Here is a 14,961-nt window from a genome sequence, read left to right as displayed (position 1 = left end):
CAGACTGTCAAATGATTTAGACCAATCGGACGTGACGCCATGGATCTGCCTTCCCTGACCCTGCTGGTGGAAATCATCGACGCCGGCAACCTCAGCCAGGCGGCTCGCAAGCTGAAGATGACCCGCGCCAACGTGAGCTACCACCTCACCAAGCTGGAAAAGGCTGTGGGCGTGCAGTTGGTGCAGCGCACCACGCGCCGGGTGGAGCCGACCGAGATCGGCCTGCGCCTCTACGAGCACGGCCGCACCATCCGCAACGAGCTGATGGCCGCGCAGGAAGCCGTCACCACGCTGGGCCAGGGCCTGCAGGGCCGCGTGGGCATCAGCGTGCCCAGCGGCTACGGCCAGATCGTGATGAGCGACTGGCTGGTCGAATTCAAGCGCATGTACCCCGGCATCGTGCTGGACGTGCTGTTCGAAAACCGGGCCGACAACCTGCGCGATGAAGTGGACATCGCCATCCGCGTGGTGCAGGAGCCGCCCCTGTCGCTGGTGGCGCGCAGCCTGGGCAACGTGCGCTACCTGGCCTGCGCGTCGGCCGATTACGCCCGCCGCCACGGCCTGCCGCGCACCCTGCACGCGCTGCGCACCAGCCCGGTCATCACCGCAGGCGTGACCGGGCGGCAGTTGCGCCTGGCGGCCTACCAGGGGGCGGAGCGGCACGAGGTGATGCTGGAGCCGACGCTGATCTCCGAGCACTTCCCGTTCCTGCGCCAGGCCATCCTGGCCGGGCTGGGCGTGGGCCTGGTGCCCGACTACGTGGTGCAGGACAAGCTGGCCACCGGCGAGGTGCTGACCACGCTGGACGAATACCGCCTCAGCATCTTCGGCACGCACATGTACCTGCTGTATCTGCCCAACCGCCACCAGACGCGGGCGGTGCGCACCTGCATCGACTTCTTGCTGGACAAGGCGCGCCTGCGGGAGTCGGGCGCCGCGCCGGCCGATGATGCCCCGGTGGCGGCGCAGCCTGCGCGCTGACCGCGAGGCCGCCGCCGCACGCGGCGCTTGCCTTGCCGGCCGGTTTGCGCAAAAGTGGCGGGCCCTCCCGCCGCCGCACGCCCGGTCCGACCCCCATGTACATCCCCACGCACTTCGCCGAAAACCGGCCCGACGAACTGGCCCGCATCATCCACGCGCACCCGCTGGGCATGCTCGTCACCCAGGGGGCCGATGGCCTCGACGCCGACCACATTCCCTTCGAATTCGACCCCGCCGCCGGCCCCCATGGCCTGCTGACGGCCCACGTGGCGCGGGCCAACCCGGTGTGGCAACACGGCGCGGGGGGGCAGGTGCTGGTCGTCTTCCGGGGCGCCGAGGGCTACGTCTCGCCCAACTGGTACCCCAGCAAGCATGAAGCCCACCGCCAGGTGCCCACCTGGAACTACGAGGTCGTCCACGCGCACGGCACGCTCACCGTGCGCGACGACGAGCGCTTCGTGCGCGGCCTGGTGGGCCGCCTCACCCGCCGGCACGAAGCGGCCGAGCCGCGCCCCTGGAAGATGTCCGACTCCGCCCCTGGCTTCATCGACGGCCTGCTGCAGCACATCGTGGGCATCGAGATCGCCGTGACCTCGTTGGTCGGCAAGCGCAAGCTCAGCCAGAACAAGGATGCCCGCGACCGCGCCGGCGCGGCAGAAGGCGCGGCGGGCCGTGGCCAGCCGGCGCTGGCCGAGCGCATGCGCGCCGCCGCGGAGCCGCCCGCGGCCCGCTGACCCGCCCCGCGCCGCGCATCCCTCGAATCACAGCACCGCGCACACCTGCCACAACGCGAACGCCGCCAGCAGCGCCGCGCTGGCCCGGTGGATGCGGCCCTGCCAGCGTCCGTCGAGCCGGCCGCGCAGCAGGCCCGTGGCGGTGCTCAGCACCAGCCACCACGCGGCGGAACCCGCGAACACCCCGGCGACCATGACCCCGGGCGCCGCCGTGGCCGAGCGGCCCGCCATGGCCCCGAAGACAGCGATGAACGACAGGATCGTGGCCGGGTTGGACAGTGTCAGCACGAAGGTGCTGGCGAACAGCTGCCAGCCACCGCGCGCCGGGCCCGTGGCCGCCGCGCCGCCGGCGGCGGCAGGCGTGCGGGCGATCTTCCAGGCCATGGCGCAGAGAAAGGCCGTGCCCGCCAGCACCAGCGGCGTGCGCACTGCCACCAGCGCATGGATCAGCCAGTGCACGCCGAAGGCGCCCAGCGCGCCATAGACCGCATCCGCCGCCGCGGCGCCCAGGCCGGTGGCCAGGCCTGCACGCGGGCCGTGGTCTAGGCTGCGCTGGATGACCAGCACCCCCACCGGGCCGACCGGCGCCGCGATCGACAGGCCGATCAGCATCGAAGGAAGCAAAGCGTCGTGTAGCGTCATGGCATCGATCGTAGGTACGCGCGCCGCCACGCAGAAGCCGTTTCTTCTGGCGATTCGTTCCATTCGCCGCTGCTTTTACGGAGAATCCGGCGAATGACCGAAACACCCTCTTTGGACGAGAAGGCCTGGAAGCTGCTGGACGCCCTCCAGGCCGACGGCCGGGCGCCGCTCAAGGCGCTGGCCCAGGCGGCGGGCCTGTCGGTGGCCGCCACGGCCGAGCGGCTCAGGCGACTGCAGGAGTCGGGCGTGGTGCGCGGCGTGCATGCAGACCTCGATCCGGCCCGGCTGGGGCGGCCCGTCCAGGCGCTGGTCGGCATCACCGTGGCGCAGCCGCACAAGCAGGCGTTCATCAAGGCCCTGCGCTCACGCGCCGAAGTGCTGGAATGCCACCACGTCACCGGTGCGGACTCCTACATGATGACCGTGGCGGTGGCGGACATGGCAGCGCTGGAGTCCTTCCTGGGCGACATCAACCGCTGGGGCGAGACCCGCACCGCCATCGTCATGTCCACCCCCATCTTCCGCCGCGGGCCGCGCCCCGCGATGGCGTGAAGGCCGGCATGGCCGCCGCTCACCACCGTGTCGAGCTGCTGCGCTGCCGCTCGCCAGGCATCGAAGCCGTGGCGGCCGACACCACCCTGGCCTTCGGTCGCCACACGCACGAGCAGTTCGGCATCGGGCTGATCGAGCGTGGCGCGCAGAAATCGGCGAGCGGCCGTGGCGGGGTCGAGGCCAGCGCCGGCGATCTCATCACGGTGAACCCGGGCGAGGTGCACGACGGCGCTCCCATCGGACACGGCGGCCGCGCGTGGCGCATGCTGTACCTGGACCCCGCCGTGCTGGCGCGCGCCACCGGCGACATCGCGCAGGAAGCGCCAGCCCCCGCCGCTGAATTCACCCGCCCCGCGCTGCACGACCCGGTGCTGGCCAGCGCCTTCCGCAGGCTCTTCCAGACATTGACGGTCGCCGATGGCCACCTGGACGGCCTTGCCACGGACGAAGCCTTGTTGCAGGTGCTGGCCGGGCTGCTGCAGCGGCACCCCGCTGGCGCAGCGCCGCAGGGCCCGACACCGCCAGGCATCGCCCGGGCCATGGCGCGCATGGACGACGAACCCGCCGCGCCGGCGAGCCTGGCCAGCCTGGGGGGGGGAAGCGGGCCTGAGCCGCTACCAATTCCTGCGCGCCTTCGCGCGGGCGACCGGCCTGACCCCGCATGCCTACCTGATGCAGCGGCGCACCCACCAGGCGCGCCGCTTGATCGCCTCTGGCGCACCGCTGGCGGAAGCGGCCACCGACAGCGGCTTTTGTGACCAGAGCCACATGAACCGGCTCTTCATGCGCAGCTTCGGCATGGCGCCAGGGCGCTACGCCGCAGCGGCGAAGAGTTGAAATCCCGGCGCAATTTCATTCAAGACGTCGGCCCCGGGGCCGGGGAGGATCGCGCATCTCCCCCCGAACCCTAGGGAACCTCTGCACGAATCACCGCGCCGTGGGCATTTGCGGATTCGGGCAGTCTGCGGCGTTGCAAATCCTCGCCATAGCCCGCTATGGCTGCGGTTTGCGCCTTGCAGCCCCTCCCGATTCGCAGCGCCCACTTTCCGCCCGATTCGTGCAGAGCTTCCCATGGTCGCGTGTGCCTTTCACTCCTGAATTTCTGCTGACATCGCTGGTGGTGATTGCCGCTCCGGGAACGGGCGCGCTGGTCACCCTGGCCACCGCCCTCGCGCGCGGGCGGCGAGCCGCCGTGGTGGCGGCCATGGGCTGCACGCTGGGGATCGTTCCGCACATGCTGGGGGCGGTCACCGGCCTGGCGGCGCTGCTGCAGGCGAGCGACATCGCCTTCCACGCGCTGCGCTACGCCGGCGCCGCCTATCTTCTCTACATGGCGTGGGCCACCTTGCAGGCGAACGGCCCGCTGCAGTTCCAGCCCGTGCAGGGCGATCCTTCCCGCTGGCAGGTCATCCGGGAGGCGGTCCTGGTCAATGCGCTCAACCCGAAGCTGTCCCTGTTCTTCCTCGCCTTCCTGCCGCAGTTCGTGGAGCCCGCAAGCGCACACCCCACGCGCCGCATGCTGGAGCTGTCGGCAGTGTTCATGGCGCTCACGTTCGCGGTCTTCGCGGGCTACGGCCTGCTGGCGGTCGCGGTGCGCGACCGGGTGCTGGCGCGCCCCGGCGCGCTGCGGTGGGTGCGCTGGAGCTTCGCCGTGTCCTTCGGCCTGCTGGCGGTGCAGCTGGCCTGGATGCACCGATGAATTAGAAAAAAACCCCGCCGTGGCGACACGGCGGGGCGGGCAGGACGGGCGCGGCGGGCGTCGGGATCAGCGGGCCTGCAGCGCGGCGATGCGCTCTTCGATCGGCGGGTGCGTGGAGAACAGCTTGCCGATGTTGCCGGTGATGCCCATGGCGGCCATGCTCTTGGGCAGCTCGTTCGGGCCGGCGCCGCCCAGGCGGGCCAGGGCGTTGATCATGGGCTGCTTGCGGCCCATGAGCTGCGCGGCGCCCGCGTCGGCGCGGAACTCGCGCTGGCGGCTGAACCAGGCCACGATGATGGCGGCGAGGAAGCCCAGGGCGATGTCCAGCACGATGGTGGTGACGTAGTAGCCGATGCCGGGGCCGGAGCTGTTCTCGTCGTTGCGGCGCAGGAAGCTGTCCACCGCGTAGCCGATCACGCGCGAGAGGAACACCACGAACGTGTTCATCACGCCCTGGATCAGCGCCATGGTCACCATGTCGCCGTTGGCCACGTGGGCGACCTCGTGGCCGATCACGGCCTCGACCTCTTCACGGGTCATGCCCTGCAGCAGGCCGGTGGAGACCGCGACCAGCGCGTTGTTCTTGAAGGCGCCCGTGGCGAAGGCATTGGGCTCGCCCTCGAAGATGCCGACCTCGGGCATGCCGATGCCGGCCTTGTCGGCGAACTGGCGGACGGTGTCGACGATCCAGCGCTCATCGGGCGAGCCGGTGCCGTCGATGATGGTGACGCCTGCGCTCCACTTGGCGACGGGCTTGCTGATCAACAGCGAGATGATGGCGCCGCCGAAGCCCATGATGAAGGCGAAGCCCAGCAGCGCCCCCAGGTTCAGTCCGTTGGACGTAAGGAAGCGGTTGACGCCCAGCAGGCTGGCGACGATGCCCAGCACCACCACCACGGCGATGTTGGTCAACAGAAAAAGGGCGATACGTTTCATCGGGAAGTTCTCCGCAAAGGGATAAACAGGGGTTGGGTTGGGCACTGCAGCATGACGCAGGTGCGCAGCACGAAAAATGGGGGTGCTGCCCAGCGGTTCAAGCCGCTTCCGCAGCGGTTGCGCGCCCTGTTGTGGTGCTTATGCGGGGCGTCTGCTGCGGAAAACGTGGGAGTCATCATAGAAGCAAAAGTTCTCGTTTTCGGGCCACCAGCCGGGCATTCCCAGGACGGGAAGGGGATTGAACGGCTTGCCGGCGAAAACCTCGGCATCCAGCGATTGCGCCAGCCAGGCGTCGGCCGATGCTACTGATTCAATAGCATCTCCAGCACAGTGGACGTGCGCGGTGATGGGTTTTCGCGGCTGGACCAGCTTTTCGAGCAGCGCATGCCCGAACAGCAGCAGCGTGGCCTCGGCCCAGAGCGGGCGCAGGTCCACGAACAGGCGCCGCCACGCCCGCTCCCGCAGCGCTTCGCGCAGCGCGGCCGGGGCGAACAGCACGGCGCCGTTCTCGTCGAACACGGTGATCGCGTCCCGCAGCGGCCCGCGCACCGCGCCGATGCCCTGCGACGCGATGGCCCGGGCCTGCCAGTCGTTCAACAGGCGCTTGGTCTGCGGGTAGTGCAGCCAGACGAGGCCATTGAAGAAGTCGTGCAGGTTGTCGCGGGTGGGGACGGTGCGGGTGGCGTGGATGAACTGCTCGTAGGCGGTGCCGGCGGGCAAGGCCGATGACGCCACGAAGCGAACGCCTGCCAGGGATTGCGCCTGCGAGCCATTCAATGCGTCCCACAGGCACCCCGCATGCTGCCAGCGCCGCTCCACCTGTGATCCCAAATCGACATAAGGCGACAGCCAGGGAGCCGCTGCCGCGAAGACACTGCCTTTCACGGCTCAATGCGCAGTCAGGATGTATCGCACCTTGTTCGGTTGCCGCGCCGGGGACAGTTCGAAATGCTGTGGGTACTTCTTGAAAAGTTTGGTGGACGCCGCGTTTTTTCCAAGTAGTTTGGCGTCGTGCAACAGCTTGACGATTTCGCCCAACGGCTGCACTTCCCCACTCCTCAACACGGGCGCATGTTTCAGAACATCTTCCATGGAGACGGACTTGGGCGTGCCGGGTTGCGACTTGGCCACTGTCGCCTTCTTTGCAGTCGGCGTATCTTTCTTTGCCGGAGTCTTCTTCGCTACCTTCGCAGCAGCGCCGGGTTTGACGGCTCCAGCCGTCTTCTTGGCTGCTGGCTTTTTGGTTGGCGCCGTCTCAGCCGCTGCCACGGGCGCCGTTACTGTTTTGGCAACAGGAACGAGTTGCTCATCGCGTGCAGCGAAGGCGGGCGCATTGGGAAGGGCGAGTCCATCGCCCTCGCCGACAAAAAACACCTTGTCATAGGCATAGACGGCTTCCGGCGCCATCTTCCCCTTTTGTGAAACACAGATGACCCGGAAGCCCCGTTCACGCAGGCGGAGTACCAGCGGAACGAAGTCCGCGTCTCCCGAGCCGATCGCAAAGACGGCGGGGCACGGCGCCGCGCAGGACACCTCCATCGCGTCGATGGCCAGGGCCACGTCTGTTGTATTTTTCGAGAGCGACAGGTTCACGTAGGGTCGGATCAGACGCGTGCGCAGAACGTCCGCCAGTCCCTTCAGCTTTTCGGCACTGCCGTATGCCCTGCGCAAGGACACGGTGCCTTCTGCGTCCAGCAGAAGGCAAGCCTCTTCCACCCACGCGCAAGAGCACAGATTATCTGCGTCGATAAAAAAAGCGATCATCAGTCAGCTTCCCTGGTGTACTTGTTTTCGACCCATCGCTGGGGGCCTCGGCCAACCAAGCCGTCAGGCCACCACGCGCCAGGGCAGCGCCTCGCCCGAGCGCAGGGGTTTGAGCTCAGCCTCGCCGAAGGCGAAGCTGTCGGGCGGCGTCCACGATTCGCGGCGCAGCGTGATGGTGCCTTCGTTGCGCGGCAGGCCGTAGAAGGCCGGGCCGTGGAAGCTGGCGAAGCCTTCCAGCTGGTCGAGCGCGCCCGCGTGGTCGAACGCCTCGGCATACATCTCGATGGCGGCGTGGGCGGTGTAGCAGCCCGCGCAGCCGGTGGCGTGCTCCTTCAGGTGCGCCGGGTGGGGTGCGCTGTCGGTGCCCAGGAAGAACCGGTCGCTGCCGCTGGTGGCGGCCTCGACCAGCGCCACGCGGTGCGTTTCGCGCTTGAGCACCGGCAGGCAGTAGTAGTGCGGCCGCACGCCGCCCGTGAAGATGGCGTTGCGGTTGTAGAGCAGGTGGTGCGCGGTGATGGTGGCCGCCGTGAAGGGGCCGGCCTCGCGCACGTACTGCGCGGCGTCTTTCGTGGTGATGTGCTCGAAGACGATCTTCAGCTCGGGGAAGTCGCGGCGCAGCGGCATGAGCTGCTGCTCGATGAACACCGCCTCGCGGTCGAAGAGGTCGATGTCGCTGGAGGTAACCTCGCCATGCACCAGCAGCAGCATGCCGGCCTTCTGCATGGCTTCGAGCGTGGCGTAGGTCTTGCGGATGTCGGTCACGCCGGCATCGCTGTTGGTGGTGGCCCCCGCCGGGTAGAGCTTGGCGGCAACCACGCCGGCTTCCCGCGCGCGGGCGATCTCGTCTGCCGGCAGGTTGTCGGTGAGGTACAGGGTCATCAGCGGCTCGAACGCCACGCCCTCGGGCACGGCGGCCAGGATGCGGCCCCGGTACGCGGCGGCCTGCGCGGCGGTGGTCACCGGCGGGCGCAGGTTGGGCATGATGATCGCCCGGCCGAACTGGGCGGCGGTATGCGGCACCACGGTGCGCAGCGCCTCGCCGTCGCGCACGTGCAGGTGCCAGTCGTCGGGGCGGGTGATGGTGAGGGTGTCGGGGCCCAGGGCCTGGGCGGTGGTGGTGGGGGCGGCTGCGGTCATGGGGCGGCATTGTCCCATTCCACTGCGGCCCGGCGCCCATTCCGCCCGCGGGCGAACCTTGGCCCATCGGGCCGCCGGCTACGGGAGCTAGGGATGATGCGTGCAGACGTGCCGGCGCACGCAAAAAGCCCCCGGGGGCCGGTGAAGGCCCCCGGGGTGAAGCCCGCTGGAGGGAAGCGGAGACACAAGCGGTGGGGTCCGTGCCCGGCAGGCCATCGCCCGCGGGGCCTCGATGCGCGCTGGCCGCGGTGCGGCAGCAGGCCCGATGCACGCCCGCCGCCTTGGCATCCTGCCGCAGGCGGCAGGCGCGACGGGCCATGAGGGCATCCTAAAAACTCCCGGGCCCGGCGCCGTGTCGTCCTGCCCTGGCGCGCCCTGTAGGAGGGCGGCCCTGCAGGCGGCCGCCGGCTACCGTGCCAGCACCGGCGCCAGCGCCCGCCCGGTGTGCGTGCCCAGCCGCACCACCTCTTCCGGCGTGGCCGCCGCGACGATGCGGCCGCCATCCTTGCCGCCTTCCGGTCCCAGGTCGATGATCCAGTCGGCCTCGGCGATCACGTCGAGGTCGTGCTCGATGACCACCACGCTGTGGCCGCCCGCCACCAGCCGGTGCAGCACCTGGATGAGCTTGTGCACGTCGGCCATGTGCAGGCCCACGGTGGGCTCGTCCAGCACATAGAGGGTGTGCGGGCTTTTTTGCCCGCGCCGGCCCACCTCGTCGCGCACCTTGGTGAGTTCGGTCACGAGCTTGATGCGCTGCGCCTCGCCGCCCGACAGCGTGGGGCTGGGCTGGCCCAGCGTGAGGTAGCCCAGGCCCACGTCTTTCAGCAGCTGCAGCGGATGCGCGATGCTGGGCATGCTGGCGAAGAAATCCACCGCCTCGTCCACCTCCATCTGCAGCACGTCGCCGATGCTCTTGCCACGCCAGGTGACGGCCAGCGTCTCGGGGTTGAAGCGCGCGCCGTGGCAGGCCTCGCACGGCACCTTCACGTCGGGCAGGAAGCTCATCGCGATGGTGCGGATGCCCTGGCCTTCACAGACCGGGCAGCGGCCCTCGCCGGTGTTGAAGCTGAAGCGCCCGGCCGCATAGCCGCGTGCCTTGGCCTCCAGCGTTTCGGCGAACAGCTTGCGGATGGTGTCCCAGAAGCCGATGTAGGTGGCAGGGCATGAACGCGGCGTCTTGCCGATGGGGGTCTGGTCCACCTCCAGCACGCGGTCGATGCTCTCGAAGCCCGCCAGCCCCGTGCAGCCTACCAGCGGCGGCGCCTTGCCCGCGTCCATGGCGTCGCGCCCGGCCTTGGTGGAGCGCTGCTGCACCCAGGCCTGCACGTTGGCCAGCAGCACGTCGCGCGCCAGGGTCGACTTGCCCGAGCCGCTGACGCCGGTGACGGCGACGAGGCGGTGCAGCGGCACGGTGGCCGTCACGTTCTGCAGGTTGTGCAGGTTCGCGCCATGCACCGTCAGCCAGCGGATGGCGGCGCGCTCCTTGGCATCCTCCAGCGCAGCGGCCTGCAGTGCCGCGGCCTGCGCGGCCCGCTTCTTGACGGCGGCGCTCTGGCGGCCGGCCGGGGTCACGGCGGGTTCGGCCAACGCCAGGGTGCCTGCGTCCACCTCGGCCGGCTGCATGGCGCGGCGCGCCTGCAGCGGGTGGCGCATGGCGTGCAGCAGGTAGCGGCCGGTCTGCGAATCCTCGGCGGCCTGGATGTCGGCCACGCTGCCTTGCGCCACCAGCCGCCCGCCGCGCTTGCCGGCGCTGGGGCCGATGTCGATGATGTGGTCGGCCCGGCGGATGGTGTCTTCGTCGTGCTCCACCACCACCAGGGTGTTGCCCTTGTCGCCCAGCTTGTGCAGGGCGTTGAGCAGGATCTGGTTGTCGCGCGCATGCAGGCCGATGGTGGGCTCGTCCAGCACGTAGCACACGCCCTGCAGGTTGCTGCCCAGCTGCGCGGCCAGGCGGATGCGCTGCGCCTCGCCGCCCGAGAGCGTGGGCGCGCCCCGGTCGAGCGTGAGGTACGACAGGCCCACTTCCTCCAGGAATTCCAGCCGGCTCTTGATCTCGGGCACCAGGTCGCGGGCGATTTCGGCCTCGCGGCCGGAAAGCTGCAGGCCTTCGATCCACTGCCGCACTTCGGACACCGACAGGCGCGCGACCTCGGTCACCGGCGTGCCGGCGAAGAGCACGGTGCGGGCGACCGGGTTCAGGCGCGTGCCCTGGCAGGTGGGGCAGGCGGTCTCGGCCACGTCCTCGGCCTCCGGCTCGGCGAAGGTCTGCTCGCGGCCTCGGTCCTTGTCGTCCTGCACCGAGTCGTCGAAGACCTTGCGCTGTTCTTTGGTGAGCTTCACGCCCGTGCCCACGCAGTCGGGGCACCAGCCGTGCTTGCTGTTGTAGGAGAAGAGGCGCGGATCCAGCTCGGCATAGCTCGTCGCGCAGACCGGGCAGGCGCGCTTGGTCGAGAACGCCTGCAGGGTGCCGATGGCGGCGGTGCTCCGGCCGGCCAGCATGGCGTCCTTCAGGCCGTCCAGGCTGCTCAGCACGTGGACCACGCCCTTGCCCAGTTCCAGCGCCCGGGACAGGGCGGCGCGCAGCTCGGCCTCCTGCGCGGGCGCCACGTCCAGGCTGGCCACGGGTAGCTCGATGGTGTGCTCCTTGAAGCGGTCGATGCGCGGAAAGCCGGTGGTCGGCAAAAAGTGGCCGTCCACCCGCAGGTGGGTGTAGCCACGCGGGCGGGCCCAGTCGGCCAGCTCGGTATAGACGCCCTTGCGGTTCATCACCAGGGGCGCCAGCAGGCCGATGTGCTGGCCCTTGAACTGGGTGAGCAGTTGCGCGGCGATGTTGTCGGCGCTCGTCGGCTGTACGGCCGCGCCGTCGTAAATGCAGTGCTGCACGCCCAGCTTCACGTACAGGAGGCGCAGGAAGTGCCAGACCTCGGTGGTCGTGCCCACCGTGCTCTTGCGGCCCCCACGGGAGAGGCGCTGCTCGATCGCCACCGTGGGCGGAATGCCGTAGACGGCGTCCACCTCGGGCCGGCCGGCCGGCTGCACGATGCTGCGGGCATAGGCGTTGAGCGATTCCAGATAGCGGCGCTGCCCTTCGTTGAACAGGATGTCGAAGGCCAGCGTGGACTTGCCCGAACCCGACACGCCGGTCACCACGTTGAACTTGCCGCGTGGAATGTCCACCGACAGGTTCTTCAGGTTGTGTTCCTTGGCGTTGACGATTTCAATGGCGTTTTTGGGCTCCAGCGCCGATTCCACCTGGGCTGCGCGCTTCTCTTTTCGTAGCACGGCGGCCTTTTCGTGCACCGAGTGGCCGCCCTCGCCCAGGGCGAGTTCGTAGTCGCGCAGCGCCGCGCCGGTGTGCGACGTGGGGTGCTGGCGCACGTCCTCGGGCGTGCCCTCGGCCACCACCAGGCCGCCGCCGTCGCCGCCTTCCGGCCCCAGGTCGATCAGCCAGTCGCTGGCGCGGATCACGTCCAGGTTGTGCTCGATCACGATCAGCGAATGGCCGGCGTCGAGCAGCTTGCGCAGCGCACGCATGAGCTTGGCGATGTCGTCGAAGTGCAGGCCCGTCGTCGGTTCGTCGAACAGAAACAGCGTGCCCTTCCTGGCGAGCGGCTGGCGGCTGCTGCTGGCGCTCCTGGCGGCTTCGGCCAGGAAGCCGGCGAGCTTCAGGCGCTGCGCCTCGCCTCCCGAGAGCGTGGGCACGGGCTGGCCGAGCTTCACGTATTCCAGCCCCACGTCCACGATGGGCTGCAGCGCCCGGATCACGTCGCGGTCCTGCGCAAAGGCGGCGGCGGCCTCGCTCACCGTCAGGTCGAGCACGTCGGCCACGTTCACGGTGCGCCCGCCGCGCTCGATGGTCACTTCCAGGATCTCGGGCCGATAGCGCTTGCCGTCGCAGTCGGGGCAGCGCAGGTACACGTCGGAGAGGAACTGCATCTCCACGTGCTCGAAGCCCGAGCCGCCGCAGGTCGGGCAGCGACCGTCGCCCGAGTTGAAACTGAACTTGGCGGCCGTATAGCCGCGCTGGCGCGCCAGCGGCGCCACGGCGAACAGCTCGCGGATGGCGTCCCACGCGCCCACGTAGCTCACCGGGTTGGAGCGCGCCGTCTTGCCAATGGGCGACTGGTCGACGAACACCACGTCGCCCAGGTGGTCGGCGCCCAGCAGCCGGTCGTGCGCGCCGGGCGTTTCGGTGGCCTTGCCGAAGTGGCGCAGCAGCGCGGGCGCGAGTACGTCCTGGATCAACGTGGACTTGCCCGAGCCGCTGACGCCGGTGACGGTGACGAGCTTTTGCAGCGGAAAGTCCACCGAGACGTTCTGCAGGTTGTGCTCGCGCGCCCCTTCCAGGATGAGGCGGGGCGTGGCGTCGGTCACCAGCCGCTTCATGCCGGAGGTGATCTGCCTGGTACCGCTCAGGTAGACGCCGGTCAGCGTGCCGGCGCGGCGCAGCTCGGCGGTGGTGCCGTCGAACACGATGGAGCCGCCCCGCTCGCCCGGGCCCGGGCCCATGTCGATCACGCGGTCGGCCGCCAGCATGACGGCCGGGTCGTGCTCCACCACCACCAGCGTGTTGCCGGCGTCGCGCAGGCGCAGCATGGCCTCGGTGATGCGGTGCATGTCGCGCGGGTGCAGGCCGATGCTGGGCTCGTCCAGCACGAAGAGCGTGTTGACCAGGCTGGTGCCGAGCGCGGTGGTGAGGTTGATGCGCTGCACCTCGCCGCCCGAGAGCGTGCGGCTCTGCCGGTCGAGCGTGAGGTAGCCGATGCCCACGTCGCACAGGTACTTGAGACGGGTGGTGATTTCTTCATGCAGGAGCTTGAGCGCCTGCGCGTCGCCGGACGCGGCAGCGTTTTCATGGTCATTTTGGCCGCCAGCGCTTGATCCATCTGCGCCAGCAGCTATCAAACCAGGAGCAATCTGCTCGTCACCCATCTGCGCGAAGAAGCGGCGCAGCCGGTCGATGGGCAGCAGCATCAGGTCGTGCAGGGCCAGGCCGGGCAGCGCCTCCAGCTGGGCGCGGCTCCAGGCCACGCCCCGAGGCATGAAGCGCCGCGCAGGCTCCACCACCGCGTCGGCCGCGGCCTTGCTGCCGATGCGCCAGAGCAGGCTCTCGGTCTTCAGGCGCGCGCCGCCGCAGGTGGGGCACGGCGTGTAGCTGCGGTACTTGGACAGCAGCACGCGGATGTGCATCTTGTAGGCCTTGCTCTCCAGGTATTCGAAGAAGCGCTTGATGCCGTACCACTGCTTGTTCCAGTTGCCCTGCTTGAAGCCGGGCGTGCCGTCGATCACCCAGGCCTTCTGCTCGTCGGTGAGCTTGTACCAGGGCGTGTCGCGCGGAATGCCGGCCGCCTCGGCATGGCGCATCAGGTCGTCCTGCGCTTCCTTCCAGGCCGGGGTCTGGATGGTCTTGATGGCGCCGGCGCGCAGCGTGAGCTTGTCGTTCGGAATGACCAGCCCGTAGTCGACGCCGATGACGCGGCCGAAGCCACGGCAGGTCTCGCAGGCGCCCACGGCGGAATTGAACGAGAACATCGAGGGGATGGGCTCGGAGTAGCGCAGGTCGCTGTCGGGTGAGTGCAGGCCGGTGGAGAACTTCCACAGCTCGGGCTCGCCGCCCTCCTCGTCCGCCAGCCGGTAGACGGTGAGCCGGCCGGTGCCGCGCTTGAGCGCGACCTCGATGGCCTCCACCACGCGGGCGCGCTCGGCCCTGGCGAGGCGAAAGCGGTCGGCCACCACATCCAGCAGCTTGCGGCCGCCCTGCTCGCGTTCGGCCTGCACCTTGGTGAAGCCGCTGGCGGACAGCCACTGCTCGACCTGCTCGGGCGAGGTGTTGGCGGGCAGCTCGACCGGGAAGGTGAGCACGATGCGCGGGTCGCCCGCCCGGGCGCAGCGCTGCTGCAGCTCGGCATAGATGCTGTCGGGAGAATCGTGGCGCACGGGCTGCGCGGTCTGCCGGTCGAACAACTGGCCGGCGCGGGCGAAGAGCAACTTCAGGTGGTCGTTCAGCTCGGTCATCGTGCCCACGGTGGAGCGCGACGAACGCACCGGGTTGGTCTGGTCGATGGCGATGGCCGGCGGCACGCCCTCGACCTTGTCCACCGCGGGCTTGTCCATGCGGTCAAGGAACTGCCGGGCATAGGCGCTGAAGGTTTCGACGTAGCGGCGCTGGCCTTCGGCATAGAGCGTGTCGAACACCAGGCTGGACTTGCCCGAGCCGCTGGGGCCGGTCACCACGGTCAACTCGCCGGTGCGGATGTCGAGGTCGATGTCCTTGAGGTTGTGCTGGCGAGCGCCGTGGATGCGGATCAGTCCCTGGGTCATGGGGTGGGGTCTTTCTGGTGCGGGGCGGAAGATTCTAGGAGGGGCGGCCCGTCGGACGGGGGCGGCGCGCGGGCAGAGAGTGCGCCGTATTCTTGCGCGGTCGTCATAGGTGGGGCGGTAGGCCGGAAACGCAACGGGGTGCGGGCCGGGCACAGGGTGGTTACCAGTTGTCACGCTACCGGTTCCGGGTGATAG

Annotated in this window: 10 protein-coding genes and 1 pseudogene; 5 read left to right on the top strand and 6 right to left on the bottom strand. The window is 69.4% G+C overall.

All coding sequences use genetic code 11. From position 1 onward, the window contains the following. Window positions 1-39 precede the first annotated feature (39 nt). Window positions 40-981, top strand: coding sequence for a LysR family transcriptional regulator (locus tag ABWV53_RS15750; protein ID WP_353367092.1), 942 nt, complete (start codon window positions 40-42; stop codon window positions 979-981). Window positions 982-1,076: 95 nt separating this feature from the next. Beyond that, window positions 1,077-1,715 (top strand): FMN-binding negative transcriptional regulator, encoded by a 639-nt coding sequence (locus ABWV53_RS15745; protein ID WP_353367091.1) that lies wholly within the window; start codon window positions 1,077-1,079, stop codon window positions 1,713-1,715. A gap of 27 nt (window positions 1,716-1,742) precedes the next feature. Here the strand turns inward: ABWV53_RS15745 and ABWV53_RS15740 are convergent, their stop codons facing one another. Continuing rightward, window positions 1,743-2,357 (bottom strand): LysE family transporter, encoded by a 615-nt coding sequence (locus ABWV53_RS15740; RefSeq protein ID WP_353367090.1) that lies wholly within the window; start codon window positions 2,355-2,357, stop codon window positions 1,743-1,745. A gap of 93 nt (window positions 2,358-2,450) precedes the next feature. On the opposite strand from ABWV53_RS15740, the gene ABWV53_RS15735 reads away from it, so the two are divergent. The 3 genes and pseudogenes from ABWV53_RS15735 to ABWV53_RS15725 all read left to right on the top strand — a co-directional run bounded on the left by ABWV53_RS15735 (window position 2,451) and on the right by ABWV53_RS15725 (window position 4,608). Next, complete coding sequence (locus ABWV53_RS15735; RefSeq protein WP_353367089.1) at window positions 2,451-2,909, top strand: Lrp/AsnC family transcriptional regulator; 459 nt, start codon at window positions 2,451-2,453, stop codon at window positions 2,907-2,909. An 8-nt stretch (window positions 2,910-2,917) separates the two neighbouring features. Next, window positions 2,918-3,746 (top strand): annotated as a pseudogene (locus ABWV53_RS15730) (AraC family ligand binding domain-containing protein). A 244-nt stretch (window positions 3,747-3,990) separates the two neighbouring features. After that, entirely contained in the window at window positions 3,991-4,608 is a 618-nt protein-coding gene (locus ABWV53_RS15725) for a LysE family translocator (protein WP_353367088.1), read from the top strand. Between the two features lie 66 nt (window positions 4,609-4,674). Here ABWV53_RS15725 and htpX read toward each other — a convergent pair whose 3' ends face one another. The 5 genes from htpX to uvrA all read right to left on the bottom strand — a co-directional run bounded on the left by htpX (window position 4,675) and on the right by uvrA (window position 14,766). Then, complete coding sequence (gene htpX / locus ABWV53_RS15720) at window positions 4,675-5,544, bottom strand: protease HtpX (protein ID WP_353367087.1); 870 nt, start codon at window positions 5,542-5,544, stop codon at window positions 4,675-4,677. Between the two features lie 138 nt (window positions 5,545-5,682). Then, window positions 5,683-6,429, bottom strand: coding sequence for a DUF3025 domain-containing protein (locus ABWV53_RS15715; protein ID WP_353367086.1), 747 nt, complete (start codon window positions 6,427-6,429; stop codon window positions 5,683-5,685). 3 nt (window positions 6,430-6,432) lie between these two features. Next, the gene (locus tag ABWV53_RS15710; protein ID WP_353367085.1) at window positions 6,433-7,308 is read right to left on the bottom strand and encodes an NYN domain-containing protein; all 876 of its coding nucleotides are present in this window, start codon (window positions 7,306-7,308) and stop codon (window positions 6,433-6,435) included. 63 nt (window positions 7,309-7,371) lie between these two features. Then, entirely contained in the window at window positions 7,372-8,445 is a 1,074-nt protein-coding gene (gene pyrC / locus ABWV53_RS15705; RefSeq protein WP_353367084.1) for a dihydroorotase, read from the bottom strand. Window positions 8,446-8,853: 408 nt separating this feature from the next. Further along, the gene (gene uvrA, locus ABWV53_RS15700) at window positions 8,854-14,766 is read right to left on the bottom strand and encodes an excinuclease ABC subunit UvrA (RefSeq protein WP_353367083.1); all 5,913 of its coding nucleotides are present in this window, start codon (window positions 14,764-14,766) and stop codon (window positions 8,854-8,856) included. Between the last annotated feature and the right edge of the window lie 195 nt (window positions 14,767-14,961).

Origin of the sequence: Acidovorax sp. FG27 (assembly GCF_040365715.1) — a bacterium.
Classification (GTDB): domain Bacteria; phylum Pseudomonadota; class Gammaproteobacteria; order Burkholderiales; family Burkholderiaceae_C; genus Paracidovorax.
Note: the sequence above shows the minus strand (reverse complement) of the source record. Positions and strands in the feature narration are given on the sequence as shown.